This window comes from Rhizobium azibense, from assembly GCF_004342325.1.
Taxonomy (GTDB): domain Bacteria; phylum Pseudomonadota; class Alphaproteobacteria; order Rhizobiales; family Rhizobiaceae; genus Rhizobium; species Rhizobium etli_B.
In genome coordinates, this window is the sequence record NZ_SMBJ01000002.1 from 98,984 (window position 1) to 114,433 (window position 15,450).

Annotated in this window: 13 protein-coding genes and 1 riboswitch; of the genes, 6 read left to right on the forward strand and 7 right to left on the reverse strand. The window is 56.1% G+C overall.

What is annotated here, in order from left to right; all coding sequences use genetic code 11:
- Positions 1–29: 29 nt before the first annotated feature.
- Positions 30–2,228, reverse strand: coding sequence for a polysaccharide biosynthesis protein (locus EV130_RS04620; protein WP_081377306.1), 2,199 nt, complete (start codon positions 2,226–2,228; stop codon positions 30–32).
- Positions 2,229–2,907: 679 nt separating this feature from the next.
- Entirely contained in the window at positions 2,908–3,891 is a 984-nt protein-coding gene (locus tag EV130_RS04625; RefSeq protein ID WP_074064729.1) for an acyltransferase family protein, read from the reverse strand.
- A 485-nt stretch (positions 3,892–4,376) separates the two neighbouring features.
- Here EV130_RS04625 and EV130_RS04630 point away from each other — a divergent pair, with 485 nt between their 5' ends.
- The gene (locus tag EV130_RS04630; protein ID WP_081377247.1) at positions 4,377–5,180 is read left to right on the forward strand and encodes a class I SAM-dependent methyltransferase; all 804 of its coding nucleotides are present in this window, start codon (positions 4,377–4,379) and stop codon (positions 5,178–5,180) included.
- 75 nt (positions 5,181–5,255) lie between these two features.
- On the opposite strand, the gene EV130_RS04635 is transcribed toward EV130_RS04630, so the two are convergent.
- Both EV130_RS04635 and EV130_RS04640 read right to left on the reverse strand, forming a co-directional pair.
- On the reverse strand, positions 5,256–5,873 hold the full coding sequence (locus EV130_RS04635; protein ID WP_074065680.1) for a sugar transferase: 618 nt from the start codon (positions 5,871–5,873) through the stop codon (positions 5,256–5,258).
- A gap of 68 nt (positions 5,874–5,941) precedes the next feature.
- Positions 5,942–7,075 carry a glycosyltransferase gene (locus tag EV130_RS04640; RefSeq protein WP_245520021.1) on the reverse strand — a complete coding sequence of 378 codons (1,134 nt, stop codon included), beginning with the start codon at positions 7,073–7,075 and terminating at the stop codon, positions 5,942–5,944.
- Between the two features lie 156 nt (positions 7,076–7,231).
- Here EV130_RS04640 and EV130_RS04645 point away from each other — a divergent pair, with 156 nt between their 5' ends.
- Genes EV130_RS04645 through EV130_RS04655 form a run of 3 tightly spaced genes read left to right on the forward strand, consistent with a single transcriptional unit; the run spans position 7,232 to position 9,916 of the window.
- Positions 7,232–8,158 (forward strand): methionyl-tRNA formyltransferase, encoded by a 927-nt coding sequence (locus tag EV130_RS04645; protein WP_074064732.1) that lies wholly within the window; start codon positions 7,232–7,234, stop codon positions 8,156–8,158.
- 59 nt (positions 8,159–8,217) lie between these two features.
- Positions 8,218–9,198 carry an ATP-grasp domain-containing protein gene (locus EV130_RS04650; RefSeq protein ID WP_074064733.1) on the forward strand — a complete coding sequence of 327 codons (981 nt, stop codon included), beginning with the start codon at positions 8,218–8,220 and terminating at the stop codon, positions 9,196–9,198.
- Positions 9,191–9,916 carry an HAD family hydrolase gene (locus EV130_RS04655; protein WP_074064734.1) on the forward strand — a complete coding sequence of 242 codons (726 nt, stop codon included), beginning with the start codon at positions 9,191–9,193 and terminating at the stop codon, positions 9,914–9,916. Before EV130_RS04650 ends, EV130_RS04655 begins: the two co-directional genes overlap by 8 nt.
- Here EV130_RS04655 and EV130_RS04660 read toward each other — a convergent pair whose 3' ends face one another.
- Positions 9,917–11,185: an O-antigen ligase family protein gene (locus tag EV130_RS04660; protein ID WP_165918492.1), complete on the reverse strand. Its 1,269-nt coding sequence runs from the start codon at positions 11,183–11,185 to the stop codon at positions 9,917–9,919.
- Positions 11,186–11,291: 106 nt separating this feature from the next.
- Between EV130_RS04660 and EV130_RS04665 the strand changes: the two genes are divergently transcribed.
- Both EV130_RS04665 and thiD read left to right on the forward strand, forming a co-directional pair.
- On the forward strand, positions 11,292–12,095 hold the full coding sequence (locus tag EV130_RS04665) for an FkbM family methyltransferase (protein WP_074064736.1): 804 nt from the start codon (positions 11,292–11,294) through the stop codon (positions 12,093–12,095).
- A 228-nt stretch (positions 12,096–12,323) separates the two neighbouring features.
- Positions 12,324–12,420, forward strand: a riboswitch (TPP riboswitch).
- Positions 12,421–12,800: 380 nt separating this feature from the next.
- Positions 12,801–13,604 (forward strand): bifunctional hydroxymethylpyrimidine kinase/phosphomethylpyrimidine kinase, encoded by an 804-nt coding sequence (gene thiD / locus EV130_RS04670; RefSeq protein WP_074064738.1) that lies wholly within the window; start codon positions 12,801–12,803, stop codon positions 13,602–13,604.
- 12 nt (positions 13,605–13,616) lie between these two features.
- Here thiD and EV130_RS04675 read toward each other — a convergent pair whose 3' ends face one another.
- Both EV130_RS04675 and EV130_RS04680 read right to left on the reverse strand, forming a co-directional pair.
- Positions 13,617–14,465 carry a carbohydrate ABC transporter permease gene (locus EV130_RS04675; RefSeq protein WP_074064739.1) on the reverse strand — a complete coding sequence of 283 codons (849 nt, stop codon included), beginning with the start codon at positions 14,463–14,465 and terminating at the stop codon, positions 13,617–13,619.
- Positions 14,458–15,396, reverse strand: a complete 939-nt coding sequence (locus EV130_RS04680) for a carbohydrate ABC transporter permease (protein ID WP_132659474.1) — start codon at positions 15,394–15,396, stop codon at positions 14,458–14,460. The genes EV130_RS04675 and EV130_RS04680 overlap by 8 nt, the downstream gene beginning before the upstream one ends.
- Positions 15,397–15,450 lie beyond the last annotated feature (54 nt).

Consider the following 15,450-nt stretch of genomic DNA (forward strand, 5'->3'; position numbering starts at 1 on the left):
AGCGACCGGCGCCCGCCACTGATTTCGTTTCATTGCAGCCGTGAAGGGCTGATCCGCCCAGACACCTCAGTACGTCCTGCATCAGTCTCAGCCACAAGAGCTGCAAGTAAGTTGTCCGGGAGGCCCGCGTCATGATCCTCGCCCTCTTCGCGAGGAGTTTCATCCTGCGCCGCAGCCAGGGCCGCAGGACCAGCGGATGCGGGACGCTTCCACGCATAACCTGGGACAAGGCTGCTGATGAGCGCGAGCACCATGGATGCATCGCCTAATTCGGCAAAGCGCTCCAGCCGGGCGAACGTCGTGCGAAGCTTCGAAAGCGGCACAGGCCGCGGAATTGCGCCGAAAACCCCCGGAACAGGTGAGGGAACCGGAGTATCGTTGATGTCGAAAAGCTCCTCGTAGCACTTTTCACCAGGACGCAACCCGATGACCTTGATCGCTATGTCCTTGTCGGGAACGAGGCCCGCAAGCCTGATCATCCTGCGCGCTATGTCCATGATCTTCACCGGCTTTCCCATGTCCAAAACGAAGATCTCGCCTTTTCCGATGTCGCCCTCGAGCCCGTAGGCGGAGGCCTGGAGGGTAAGTTCCACGGCTTCCCGAATGGTCATGAAGAACCGCGTCATGTCCGGGTCGGTCACGGTCAACGGTCCACCGCTGGCGATTTGTCTCTTAAACAAAGGAATGAGCGAGCCGCTCGAGCCAAGAACGTTGCCGAACCGCACGGTCATGTAACGAGGCCCGCCTCCCCGCTCCACGCCTTCAAGGTCGAGCGCCTGACAATAGAGCTCCGCCAGACGTTTCGTCCCTCCCATGACACTCGTCGGATTGACCACCTTATCAGTAGAAATCTGAACCATCGCCAGGGCACCGACCTGCCTTGCAGCATTGGCGACGTTCATTGTGCCGATCACGTTTGTAAGCGCGCCCTCGCACGGATTGATCTCCACCATCGGCACGTGCTTCAGCGCTGCCGCATGGAAAACCAGCTCCGGCCTGTATTCCTCGAAAACGTCATTGACACGGTTGGCCCGCCGAACATTGCAAAGACAGGTTGCGCGGGGCAGCGTCGCGAAGCGCTCTGCAAGCTCAAGGTCGATTGTGTAGAGATTGAACTCGCAATTCTCGACCAGAACGAGCTGTGACGGCTCGCAGGCGGCGATCTGAAGCGTGAGTTCGGAGCCAATCGAGCCGCCGGCACCGGTGATGAGAACGCGGCGCCCCCGGATGAGCCTGAGAATGGCGTCCCGGTCCAAAGTGGCCTGCGGCCGTTCCAGCAGATCCGTCAGCTCGATGGATTTGAGTTCAAATCTGTTTTCCCGCTTGGCATCTTTCAACTCCGTCATCTGGGACAATCGGGAAACGGTAATGCCGAGCGCTTCGGCCTGTCTGATGAGTTTTTCGCTGACCTCCTCGCCAAACACGGAAGGTGCTTCGGTGAACACAAGGTGCCGCGGGAAGGAATTGGACAGATACAGTTCCCTAACGACCCTCTCAAAATCCGTCAGGGCACCCACAATCGGCACGCCGTGCAACATAATCCCCTCACAGGCGCCAGTCGGCTCGATGATGGCAACCGGACGATGGAAGCAGCTGCGGTCGCGGCTCACGGCGCGCAAATAGAGATCGGCAGCATCTCCTGCACCCACCAGCAGCGTCGGAATCATTTGCTCCTGCCCGGAGGCTTGCTTCAGCCAGCCAGTGTTATCCGGCAGGGACAACTCGTTCATACGAAAGCTCAGCCGCGACGCCGAAAGGAATAGCGAGAGCAGGAGCGCCTCGAGAAGCAAGGCAGCGCGCGGGATATCTTCCAGCCTTGTTATGAAGAACAGCACGCAAACCAAAAGGGCCGTGGTTATGAGGACTGCCCGCAGGATCGTCCAAAGATCGGAGATCGAACCGTATCGCCAGTTGCGGCTATAAAGACCGGCCATTGGAAAGACGACAATGCAGATCGCAAGATACTGCGGACCTGCAAACAACAGCGTTTCGATCAGCTCCGGACTTGCCTGAACCTGCTCCAATCCATAGCGCGCGACGAATGCAAAGCTCAGGGCGAAGCCTGCGGATACGAGGTCCGTCGCAAACAGCAAAGGTGCCTGCCTAACCTTGCGAACGTGAGAACGGGCCGACTTTTTTGACAGAAGCACGGCCGCGCTGACCACAGAATCGGCATAGTCAACCGCAGCCTTCCAGGCCGCCAACACATCGTCCCGTCTAGCATCCATCTCCTGCCGCCGAGCAGAGACGGCTTTTTCGCCCCGTTCCATGCATGCATCCCCCGTACAACTGCAACGCGCGCTGTTGTCGCAACGCGAATGGCAAGATAAACTCCGATGCCTTGCGAACCCCGGCGTTAGCCGGTAAAACATAAGCGTACCGTGACGTTTCCGTGACAGTTTAATCAAGTCTTCTATTTGTCTTAAGACGGTACATCAGCAATTTTTTTTGTAAAGCCATATTATATTAAAGCTTTCTTATATTAATACTTTGTTATACTGATTAATCATTTAGTTTTATATACGGACGCGATAACATTGCATTAGGCATCGCCAGCTGAATTCAATTTTAACGTGAGTCTGATTTGCGTCGGCCAGCGCTCCTACCGCTTAAATGGAAGAAAGGCCTGGAGCTCCCGTTACCTTCAATCACACCGTGATTTTTTGCTCTGGGGTGCTGTATTGAGGTTCCCGCTTGAAGATCCACGTGCTGAAGCTGCATCTCACACGATAACAATTATGATGGATTTCATGGCGCCGGGCTCAAAGGCAACCCGGTCGGCATGGCGATCTTACGGCATCTCATCAGGCATTGCCGTCAAAGGAGAGCCCCAAGCAGACCGTCCGCTCTGCAGCCGCATGTGGGCCTGACGATCGCGCGCGGGATGAAGGAAGGTGACGGATCACGTTAGGCAATTCTGGCGGATGCGAGCAAGCGATCGTAGCCTTTCTGTAGGAAGTACGCCGCGATAGCGGTTGTCGGTACTCCAAGCGCGACAATCAAGATCAAGGGATCAAGCCCGATTGCAGCCGATAGTGCTTCCAGCATCCTGTATACGGGCCGGTGCAGAAGATAGGCGAAGAAGCTGGCATAGGCGGCTCGCTCGATCCACATCGTCGCCGTATCCGATAGGTCGTCAAGCCGCCCCGAGGTTAAGCAAAACACGCAGAGCGAGGCGAGCACAGCCCAAGGCAGAAGGATAATATCTGTTCCATCGGTCGGCGCAGGAAGCGTGGCGACACAAGCGACTGCGGCGACGAACACTACCGGCCAGACCATCTTTGGCGGAGCTGATCCAGACAAAACGATCCCGGCCACGAAGCAGGGGAAGTAGATCACCAGCCGATTGTCCAGACGTTCCCAAAACCAGTCGGCGGCCAGCAATCCCAGTAAGATTGTGGCCGATATAATCAACAACAACGTCAGCGACCTGCGTTTGATCCAGAGCAGCGCTGGCGTACAAAGGTAAAAGAGCATAATCATATTGATGAACCACAGCGTAACCGCTGCCGGCTCATCCAGCATTGCCACCAGGAAGACGCCTTTGATCAGCGAAAGATGATCTCCAATATTCATGATGATGAATAGCAAGCTGGCACCAACGAATGGTACGTAGATCCTCCAAAAGCGTCGCCTATAAAAGTCGAAGAAACTACGGCCGCGGCCTCCTTGCAGGTAGCCAGACAGAAGCACAAAAAGTCCCAAGGCGGCGACCGTCGCCATCAGGGTCACAGCGTTCTTGCCGACTTCCCTGATCGGTGAATATCCAATGGGGTGCCAGAAGCCAACGATCCAAAGGACGCTTACGGCCCTTAAAAAGTCAACTGTAGTGTTCCGCGCTGGTATTGCTGCAACTCGCCCCAGGTCTTTCAGATTGCCGTGTTGCATCATCCAAATAATCCCCGGCGCATGTTAGAAATTCATCGGCGTCGCAGCCCATTGTGTCAAGGTGGCCGAGTTATTATTCCCGTTGATGCGGTTTTGATGATCACCATGATGAAACGACCTGAGAATACCGCCTGGCCCCAAAGGACCCGCGATGGCGCAGGATAACGAAGCGCACGAGCTAGAGCACGGCTTAGAATGTATGGCGCAAACGGCACAGCTTTCGTCAGCAGGCCTCTTCAATGGAGGATGATAACTGACCTCTAGCCGTTGCTTCAGCTGCGGGCTCGTGGCCGCAAACGATCCAAGCATGGGCGCAAACAGGTCGTCGGAAAAATGACCGCAAAGGAAATACTTCAATCAGCCCACTTGAATATTAGCATTCTGTAAATAAGATGGTTATCACACTCTTGGGAGCGTTTGTCTGCAGCGGCCTGCCATCTGCTGAATGTAATCACATTCGCCAGCACGCTCGCCTCAAATAGGAGCAGATGATGAAGGCTGCGTTTCAGTCTGTTGCCGGTTATGCTTTGCGGCCATCATTGTGGCCGACCATCCCATCACTGGTTTCCCGTACATTGTTTCCTGCCGAAGGTGAGGCAACCGGTCCCATTGCAAAGGCTCGTTGCGCAAGAGAGGCCATCGAATGTGATCGCCTTCCTTCGGTCATGTCCGGATTTGTTTGGACCCCGTTCGAGGACGCGGAGCCTGAACTAGCACGCCTAGTAGGCAAGGCCCGAACTGTCGCCCCTCAATACATTGGGGGCGGAGCCGATATGTCCTTCCTTTATAGCATGGCGCAATCGTTGAAGGCCAAGCATGTTGTTGAAACGGGAGTCGCTCTGGGTGATTCCAGTCTCGCAATTCTTGCGAGCGTTTCCAAGCGAAGCGGGGGAAAGCTCGTCAGTGTTGATCGACCCTACCTGCGCTTAGGGAGCGAAAAGCATGTTGGGGCAGCGGTCCCCTTACACCTTCGCAGTTGTTGGGAGCTCATCCGAGAAGCCGACCGCAGCGGGATAGGCAAGGCGCTGGGGCGCTTACATCCGTTGGATATGTGTCACTACGATAGCGATAAGAGCTATTCAGGAAGAATGTTTGGCTATAGCCGCCTTTGGCAGGCGCTGCGATCTGGTGGTGTATTTATCTCCGATGACATTCAGGACAATCTCGCTTTCTTTCATTTCTCAGAAACTGTTCAGCACAAATACTCCGTTGTAAAAAGCAGGAACAAGTATATTGGCTTCATGGTAAAAACATCCCCTGAGAGGTCAGGTATTGACGACACCTCGGGATAAAAAGAACACTCAGCGTTCCTGAAAGCATAATAGACGCTTGCGGCAGGTTGACGGACGTCGATCTTCAAACGAGCTCTACTGTGAACCCTTACGAGGCCGGTCGCGACTCCTCGCAGCAGAAACGGCCGCAGCAAGGCGTTTCTCGTTCCGTCTCTCACCGAAAATCATGACCAAAACGGTCTTAGCGATTATCTCGGCATCCATCAGACATGTGCGGTTTTCGATATACCAGATATCCAGATCAACCTTTTCATCGTCGGTAAGCTTGGTGTTCCCGTTGATCTGCGCCCACCCGGTCAATCCCGGCCTCACCGAACAGCGCAAGATCCCGCGCTCGCCAAGGGCATGTATTTTTTTCAAGAGTATCGGCCTTGGTCCTATGACGCTCATGTCGCCAATGACGATACTCCACAATTCGGGCAGCTCATCCAGTCGGGAACGTCGCAACAGCGCGCCGAATTTCCCGGTGCGTTCGTCATCGCTCAAGAGCTTTCCGTGAGGATCCACATCGCTGGTCATTGACCGGAACTTCTTCATCATGAATGGTCGACGCTCTTTGCCAGCTCTCTCCTGGCTGAACATGACAGGGGAACCAAGAACGATCCTTACAGTAACAGCCAGGATGATAAACACTGGCAGTGCCAATAGTCCTGCGGCAATGGAAAACAGGACATCGAACAGCCGTTTCAACATCGCCAGCAACCTCGAACGGTCGAAACCGTAGCACACAAAGAACGAACAATGCGCATCAGCCCGCAATCTCAAAGAGTGATGTGATCTTTTCCTTCGACTGCAGCCTTGAATTGTTTCAAGAAACAATCGTATTTCCGCACTATTGTGCCCAGGTCGTACTCTTCCTCGATACGCCGTCGTGCCGCCGCCGCATATTCGGCATATCGATCCGTTCCGCTGTCAAGAAGAGTTCGAAGCGCTGCGGCCAGCGCCTCCGGATTTTGGGAGGGGACTGCAAGGCCGCCGTCGCCGATGATGCTTGCAGCGTCACCCACGTCAGTCGTAACAACCGGTAGCCCATAGCTCATCGCCTCCGCCAAGACGTTGGGAAAACCTTCTGTTCTCGAAGAGAGAGCGAGAATGTCGATCGATCGATAGAAATCAGCCATGTCATCGACTTCGCCCAGGAGTTGGACATTTTCCGGCGCCAGACCTGCGGACAAGATCATCTGTGGGACGGCTGGATTGCTCCAGGACAGACCACGTCCCGCAGCCACGAAAGTCAGCCCTTGATGGGTTTGAAGAAGGCGCGCCGCCGCCTTGAAAAAAGTGGGATAATCCTTCTGTGGATGGAAACGCGCTGCAATGCCGATCCGATTTACCGATCGAGGCTGAGGGGTCACGGATTGCGGCAGCTCAAAGCCGTTCGGTATGACGACGGCATTGTGCGTTCGATAACCAGCCGCCGCATGCATCTCGAGCGCCCTGGCTGAATTGAAGATAAAGCCCTTCGGATGCCACGATAGCCACTTGGCCGCAATCACAGCGGCGCGCGAACTCCGGGTCAAAGACGTCCAGTCATCCAACGACTGGCGGATGTTCCAGATCACTGCGGTGCTCCTGTGTGCCAGCAGGACCGCGATCGTGCCGACGATCATCGCATGATACATCCAGCACACAATGACGGGTGGTCTCTCGTGCCTGATTAACCTGGCAAGCTTCGGCAAGGCGCGTGCGAGAGACCTCAACTTCGTGGCTTCGAGCGATACGTACTCGACACTGGGATTGCTCGAAATATTAAGATTTCGCTCCGAGATCCCCATGAGCGAAACGACCAATATGCGCTGGTCGACCGAGGCATGTAGCAGCCGTGCCAGCATCGTCTCAGCGCCGGCATGCGCTGTGAAATTGGTAATGATATGCATGACATCTGCCTTGGCCATAGTGCCCCTCAGCGCGTGGCAAGACGACAGAGCCCGCAAGTCCTCTGGACAGGAATTGTGCGCTCGTGTTTTTATAGCTTCTAAAGAGCCTTCCGTGAAGGCAAGCCTTGCTTGATACAACAATCGCTCGGCATAACTCGCTGTCGTGGCCCCAGAATGCGGATCGTTCTCGTCGGAGCAGTGGAAGGTTCAAAAGTCGCCCTTGAAGCGCTCGCTTCCTCTGGGCGGCCGCCATCCCTTGTCGTAACCCTGCCGCCAACCGCTGCTGATCGTCACTCGGATTTTGCCGATCTCGGTTCAATGGGTCGCGAGATCGGCATTTCCTTTTTTCATACGACGAATGTGAACTCTGCCGAGACCCTTGCGAAGGTTTCCAGTATCGGTCCGGATGTGATCCTTGTCGTCGGGTGGTCCCAAATATGCGGGCGCACGTTACGCGAGCTTGCAAGCAACGGGGCGATTGGCTTTCATCCCGCCGCCCTTCCCCGACTAAGGGGTCGGGGCGTCATACCCTGGACCATTCTTCGCTCCGAACAGACGACGGGATCGACACTTTTCTGGCTTGATGACGGTGTGGATTGCGGACCGATCCTGCTTCAGCGCGTCTTTGACGTAGCTGAAAATGAGACGGCCCGCAGCCTCTACGATAAGCACCTGCTGAATATTCGAGAAATGGTCCCCCAGGCCATCAGGATGGTTGAAACCGGCAGCGCGCCCAGGATCCCCCAAGACGAGGAGAAGGCCTCCTATTGCGCGAGGCGCCGGCCTGAAGACGGCTTGATTGACTGGCGCCTGCCGGCCGCAGACATTACGCGCTTCATCCGTGCGGTCGGAGACCCCTACCCCGGCGCTTTTACCCATTCTGGAAGCGAAAGGATATATATCGATGCAGCTGATCTATTCCCCAATCCGGATCGCTACATCGGCCTTCCCGGACAAATTCAAACCGTCGGCGCCAGCGGTTTTCTGGTCATGTGTGGCGACGGCAATTGCGTTGATGTCAGCGCTTGGCGCCCCGAAACATCGCGGCTGCGGATGCACGACCACTTGCGGTCCGGGTCCTCGCTCCAGGCTTGGCCGTAATAGGCATCAATGCGTCTGGAAAAGACTTCGCAGCTTCGCACTCCTAGAGGAAAGCGGCAATGACGTCAGAAGCGGTCAAGATCCTGATTTCGTCCGCCGGCCGACGGGTCGCGCTCATCAACTGCTTTCGCAGGGCGGCGAAGGAGGTCGGCATATCGCTGACGGTTATTGCATGTGATCTGGATCCGGGAATGAGCCCTGCCTGCCGATCCGCGGATGCAAGCTACGCTGTCCCGGCCTGTGACGATCCCGACTTCGTTTGGGCGTTGCAGGAAATTGCATTGCGTGAAAAAATAGATCTGATCGTTCCAACGATCGATCCCGAACTCCCGGCTCTCGCAAGGGCGATGGACGATTTTGAGGCAATCGGCTGTCGCGTGCATGTCAGCCAACCGGCGGTGATCGACATCGTTCGCGACAAGCTTGAAACGATGAATGTGCTTGGCGCGGCGGGAATCCCCGTCCCACGCACCATCGCACTTGAGGAGTTCGCCTCGACCAGCGAATGGTCCTGGCCGGTCTTCGTCAAGCCACGGTCTGGAAGCGCCAGCCGCGCGATCAGCGTCGCCGGATCGCGAGACGAGCTGCCCTCCAAGATCAGCGAACCGATGATTGTGCAAGAAAACCTGACGGGCACTGAATACACGGTGAACGGCTTTGTAGACGCGCGCGGTAGACTACAGACAGCCATTACACATCGTCGCGTTCGTGTCAGGGCCGGCGAGGTCGAAAAAGGCATCACCGAGCGCCAGGCGCGACATTCCCGCATCGCCCATGACATCGTCGGCGCGCTGCCGGGTCTTAGAGGTGCGTTCTGCTTTCAGATGATGGACGACGGCGTTGCCGGCCCCAAAGTGATCGAGATCAACGCACGGTTCGGAGGTGGCTATCCTCTGGCTGATCATGCAGGCGCGCAATTTGCAAAATGGCTGCTCGAGGAAGTCTCAGGCTCACCTGCAAGCTGTCATGACAACTGGCGTTCTGGCGTACTGATGCTGCGCTACGACGAAGCGATCTTCGTGGACGGCGAAGATGAGTGAATTACAAGGTGGCGTTCTAGTCTTCGATCTGGATGACACGCTCTATCTCGAAAGCGACTTTGCCAAGAGTGGTTTCGAGGCGGCATCCGCCTGGCTGGATCGAGAAATGGGTGTTGCGAATTTCGCTGCTCATTGCCAGGCAATCTTCGCCACCGGCAGGCGCTCACGCGTGTTCGATGAGGCGCTCGTTGCTGCAGGTTTGGCCGGCGAGAGGACGTTGACTGTAAAACTGATTGAAGTTTACCGGCAACATCATCCGCGCATACAGTTGGCGCCCGATGCGTTGGAGTATCTTTGCAATCCAGCCAGGACGGCACGCCTGGCCCTCATAACCGACGGCCATGCAGCAACACAAATGGCAAAGGTCAAGGCGCTGGGTCTTGAGGCGATCTTTGACCGCATCGTTTATACCGATGTCTGGGGCTCCAAGTTCTGGAAACCGCATCCGAGGGCGTTCGAGGCTATCCAGGAATGGTCCGGAGTACCGTGCACGGAGCTCGTTTACATCGCTGACAATCCCGCCAAGGATTTCATCGCTCCGCGGCGTCTGGGATGGAGGACGATCCAGATTGCCCGGCTGGGCCGCATCCACATGGAAGACGCCAGCGAGCCTGACCATAGAGCCGATGCGGTGATAACCAGTCTTGTTGATCTCGACGCGTGCCTCGCGACGCTCCGCGCTGGGCCACAGTTTACAATCCCGACCAATCCGGAGTGACTAGGCTTGCGATCGCTTCACAAAGGCCTGCCCGAGAACGGCAGGAATGAGCAGCGGAACCGGCCAAAAACGTCCATACATATGAGTCATTGCGTTGCCCATAGCCAAAAACGCCGCAACGGTCGCAAAAATACAGATGGCGAACGGAAAGCCGTCCTTGATGCGAGTAGCCGCAAGCGCCGGCCCCGAGAGGCTGATCACCATGACGACAAAGCCAAGAGCCGCGATGAAGCCCCCCTCCGTCCAAAGGAGCAAGTAAATGTTGTGTACGGGTTTCTGTACGGCGCTGCTTACTCTGTACTGATCCGCTCCAATCCCGAGCAAAAGCGTGGACCCCGTCTGACCGGCCGCCTCCTGTATGAGTTCAAAGCGACGACCAAACGTTCCCGCCTGGCTGATGTCTCCTGTATCGACAGCGGTAAGCACGCGCTTTTGGAAAACGTCCGGTAGATAATCACGCAACGGCGTAATCGCGATAAGTGGAACACAGAGGCAAAGAGCAGCGGCAGGCAAAACCGTCTTCCACGTAAGATTGAACAGGACAAAGATCGCAATGCCGATCCCGCAGCCGATGAGCCCGGTATTCGAGCCAGTCAGAAGAAGACCGTAGGACATGATCACAAAGGCACAAAGCGCGAGCAACCTGTTTAATTGTCTCAAGGAAACGAGCAGAAGCAGGACTTGAATTGCGAGCGCAATAACGGCGGCGCACGCATTTTCTCTTTCCATCAAACCGCTGAAGCGTCCGCTCCCGGTGACGAACTGCGTATTTGTCTCTCCAATAACATGGATGAGAAAAATGCCGTGTATACAAATTATCACTATCGAAAAAACATAAATCTTTGCCGCCGTTAAGAGCTCGTCATAGCTCCGTCCACCAAACAAAAGCAGCACGATAAAATAGGCGTAGAAATACTGCAGGACGACCACGAGACCGCGTTCCGGCGCTGCGCTTACCGTGCTGCTGGCAGTCAATCCCAAAAGCAGCAGGGCAAGCCCGAAACACCAGACGGCCGTGCTCAGCTTGCCAATGACATTGACGACGACATTCGCGTTCGCAACAGCAAGAGAAAAGCAAAGAAGAAAAGACAGATCTGCGAGTGTGAAATAAATATAGTCACTTCTAAAATAATTCATCGAACAGAGAAATATAGCAGCAAAAAACGCATATAATTCCAAAGATCGCGAAATTGTCGCGACCGCAGGTTGCTCATGCCTTTTCGCACGTTCATCGATTTTGGCATCCGATGCAACGTCATTTAAGCTCATCGCCAACGCCTCCGTTGGTTTAGGGTATTCTAAAACGCAAAAAAGTGAAGTAACTTCAAAACGAGGAGAACTTGCCCTTAGATCATCTTCGGTCGGAGACCGTGCTATGCCGCTGCGAAGTCTGGCAAGATACCGCCCACTGCGGCGCGTTGCACTCCATTTCCTTCGCAAGTGGGGAACGCGCGACATTGTCGTGCGCCATCATTGGTGGCGCGATGCGCCCCTGAGATTGAACCTTTACAAGCATCGGGGATACTGGTTCAAAGGCAAGCACCGCGAGAAGCATATCATGAAGACGCTCGCCGAGCTTGCAAGGCCGGGAGATACCGTTGTCGAGCTCGGCGGTCACATTGGTTATCTGTCGGTGCATTTAGCAAAGATTGTTGGCGATGACGGTACTGTTGTCGTTTTCGAACCTGGGCCCAACAATTTGCCGTATCTTCGAACCAACACAGAGCGCTTTGCGAACATTAAAATCGTTGAGGCTGCGTGTGGAGATCTCGATGGCCCCGTGGAGTTTTGGATAGAAGGGCTGTCGGGACAGAACAATTCGTTGGACAGAAACTATAAAAACTTTGAACAAAACCGCGAGAATGCGTTCAGCGATGCGCTCATGGAATCCATTACGGTCGAGATGATGCAGCTTGACACATACTTGGAAGAGACGGGCCTTCGTCCGGCGCTGCTGAAGATAGATGTGGAGGGAGCTGAACACCGTGTGCTTCTCGGTAGTTCACACTGTCTGGCAAATGTAAGGCCTCTCATAGTGGTGGAAGTTACCGAGGACTTTGACGAGGTAGCCAGAATATTTCGCGAAAACGACTACGCCATACATGATCGCAGCCGCCCCGAGTGGGTATGCATTCCGGCCGAACGCGTCGAAGCGTTTCAACAAATATCGACGCATTGAGCGCCCTCTCGTTCTCGTCAGCGCCGTCGTTGCGGGCTTGCAAACTCCGCCGCTTGGAAAAGCAAGCGGCCATAGCTCGACCACAGAATGGTGAGGACGTCTTTATTCGCGACTTCGCCAAATCGGGCTCCACAAGCGAAGACGTTGGCACGGGCCCTGGCTTCAAGCAATACGGGCCATGCCGTTTTTAGGGGTGACAGACAGAGATTTGTCTGCAATGAAGACCGCGATGAGAGACAGGGGCGTTCGTTGAAAGACGGGCTGAGAAGTACCCTTCGAACCTGAACCGGATAATGCTGGCGGAGGGAGTCGCTCGGAGCCTTCGCTTGTTCAGTAAGGCTCCCCGCGTCTTTGCCCCGCCCGAAAGGGGCAAATGCCGATACGAAATTCACCCAGGCAACTCTTTGCGGCCATGCGCGCGACGCCGCCACTTGTCCATTGCATCACCATCGATTGTCGCGATGCAGCTCGATGGGACACACTCGCGGATTGCGAGAGTAACATCGATATGAGGCGTTTCAATCTATCCCCTTATCCCTCCCCCCGAGCCTTTGCGCGGCGCCAGCATGGTCAATACCGCGATCGCCGCCGCTTCGGGTGCTTGCGACAGGGTCAAGTGGCTTGTCCTCGTATCTGTCATCTGTGGCACGCGGATCCGCGGCAGGCTGGTGCAAGCTTGACTGAGGCAATCCGAAAGGCACGCGCATGATCTACAACGTTCTTTCCATTGCCGGCTCTGACCCTTCGGGCGGTGCCGGCGTCCAGGCCGATTTGAAGACATTTTCGGCGCGCGGCACCTACGGCATGGCCGTTTTGACGGCCTTGACGGCACAAAATACCCATGGCGTTTCCAGCGTGCATGCAGTTCCAGCGGAGTTCGTCGCCGAGCAAATCGGCATGGTTTTCGCCGATATCCGCGTCGATGCGGTGAAGATCGGCATGATCGCCAATGCGCCGATTGCCGAAGCTGTCGCCAAAGCGCTTTTGCCGCACCGCGGGATCCCGATCGTGCTCGATCCGGTGATGATTGCCAAAGGCGGTGCGGCACTTCTTGATGTTGAAGCCATCGGCTTTCTCAAGACCCGGCTTCTGCCGCTCGCAACGCTTCTGACCCCCAATCTGCCAGAAGCCGCCGCCCTGCTCGCAGAGCAGGTAGCAGGCACCCGAGATGCCATGGAGTGGCAAGCGGAAAAGCTGCACGCGCTTGGTCCCTCTGCCGTTCTCGTAAAGGGCGGTCATCTTGGCGGGATGGAAAGCCCCGACGTTCTGATAAGCGAAAGCAAGATTACCTGGTTCGAAGCTCCACGCGTTCCGACGAAGAACACGCACGGCACCGGCTGCACGCTTTCGAGCGCGCTTGCAGCAGAGCTCGCAAAGGGCAGATCGCTCGAGGCAGCGGTCGCCACAGCCAAGGATTACCTGGCTGCAGCCGTTGCCGGAGCCGGCATGCTCAGCGTCGGTTCGGGCCAGGGTCCGGTTCAGCATTTTCATGAGCTCTGGGCAGGATGATGCACAGGCTGCTCAGGTCTTCACGGCGCCGGCCGTCAGACCGGCAATGATATGCTTTTGGGCAATGAAGAACACGATTACCGTCGGCAGGATGGTAAGCGTGATGAAGGCGAGCACCAGCTGCCATTCGGTGCCATACTCGCCACGATAGACCATGATGCCGAGCGGCCACGGATATTTCGGCTCCGAATTCAGCATGATCAGCGGCAGGATATAGCTGTTCCAGCTGCCAACGAAGGAGATGATGCTGACGGTTGCAACGATCGGCCGCGCCAGCGGTAGCGAGATGTACCAGAAAAAGCGCAGATAGCCGCAACCGTCGACAAAGGCCGCCTGGAACAATTCCTCCGGAAGGTTGCGGAAATAGTTCCTGAAAAGCAGGATGCTCATTCCGAGGCCGAATGCCACCTGCGGCAGCACCACACCCCAATAGGTATCGAGTAGGCCCAGATCGCGGATGCGGATGAAGAGCGGCAGGATCGCCGTTGCTGCAGGAAACATCAGGCCGAGCAGGAAATAGTTCAGCAGAAATGACGATCCGAAGAAGCGGACATGCGCAAAGGCGAAGGCGGCCATCGATGAGACGATCAGCGTCAGAGAGACCGTGAGCGCTGCAATGACCAGCGAATTGAAGATCTGCAGCCAGTATCGGTCTCCGAAGAGGATGTCGGTATAGTTCGACCATTGCCACTCTGCAGGCAGCCCAAAGGGATTGGTGCGCAGGTCGCCCAGCGTCTTGAAACCGCCGAGCGCCGTCGTCAGCAACGGTATGAGAACCAGCGCCGCGATCAGCGTCAGCGACACGTAGAGATAAACGCGCGTTCGCAGCGGCATGCGAATGGTGGAGCCGGTATCAATCATTGCGCATGAAAATCCTTTTGTAGCCGAAGGCGAGTGTCATGCAGATGATGAAGAGAACAACGCCGACGGCGCTGCCGAGACCGACCTGCATGCGCATGACGCCGTAGGTGTAAAGAAAGGTCACCATCGTCTGCGTCGAATTCGACGGTCCGCCGCCTGTCAGCGGCATGATCATGTCGAAGAGCTGCAGCGAGCCGATAACCGCAAAGAAGATGGAAAGGCGCAGCGTGGATCCAAGCAGCGGCAGCGTCACATAGCGGAACTTCTGCCAGCCTGTCGCCCCGTCGATCTCAGCTGCTTCGAGCACATTTTTGTCGACCGATTGCAGCCCGGCGATGAAGAGCATCATGTGAAAGCCGAAATACTTCCAGACGATAACGGCAAGCACGGCGTAGATGGCGAGGTCCTTGTCGGCGAGCACATAGGGCGTTGCGAGACCGAAGAAATTCGAGATTGCGGCAAAGAGGCCGTAGTCGCCGTCATAGACGAAGCGCCAGATCAAGCCAGCTGCGACATCGGCAAGAACGTAGGGCAGAAAGAAGATCAAGCGGAAGACGACGACGCCAGCGATGCGGTGAGCCAGCATTGTCGACAGCCAGATCGCCAGCGGAACCTGGATGGCGATGGATATCAGGATAATCAGGCCGTTATTGACCAGCGCCTGTGTGAAGGCGGCGTTGCGCATAAGCACCTGGAAGTTGCGGAGCGCGATGAACTCCGTCGGCATACCATAGCCGTTCCACTTGTAGAGGCTGTACCAGGCCGCCTCGCCCATCGGCATGATGACGAAGAGCGTAAAGAGCAGCAGAGCCGGCGGCAGAAAGAACAGAAGTACGGCCCAGCGGTCGTGCGCAGCCGAACTGCGGTTTCTCGCCGCTTTCCTGGCCGGCCGTGCCGCTCCGATCGCCGGTGAAATCGAAATATTGGCCATCTGTTTCGCCTTCGCATTTTCCTGGTTTGATCCCGGCGCCAGTTGAGAAGGCGC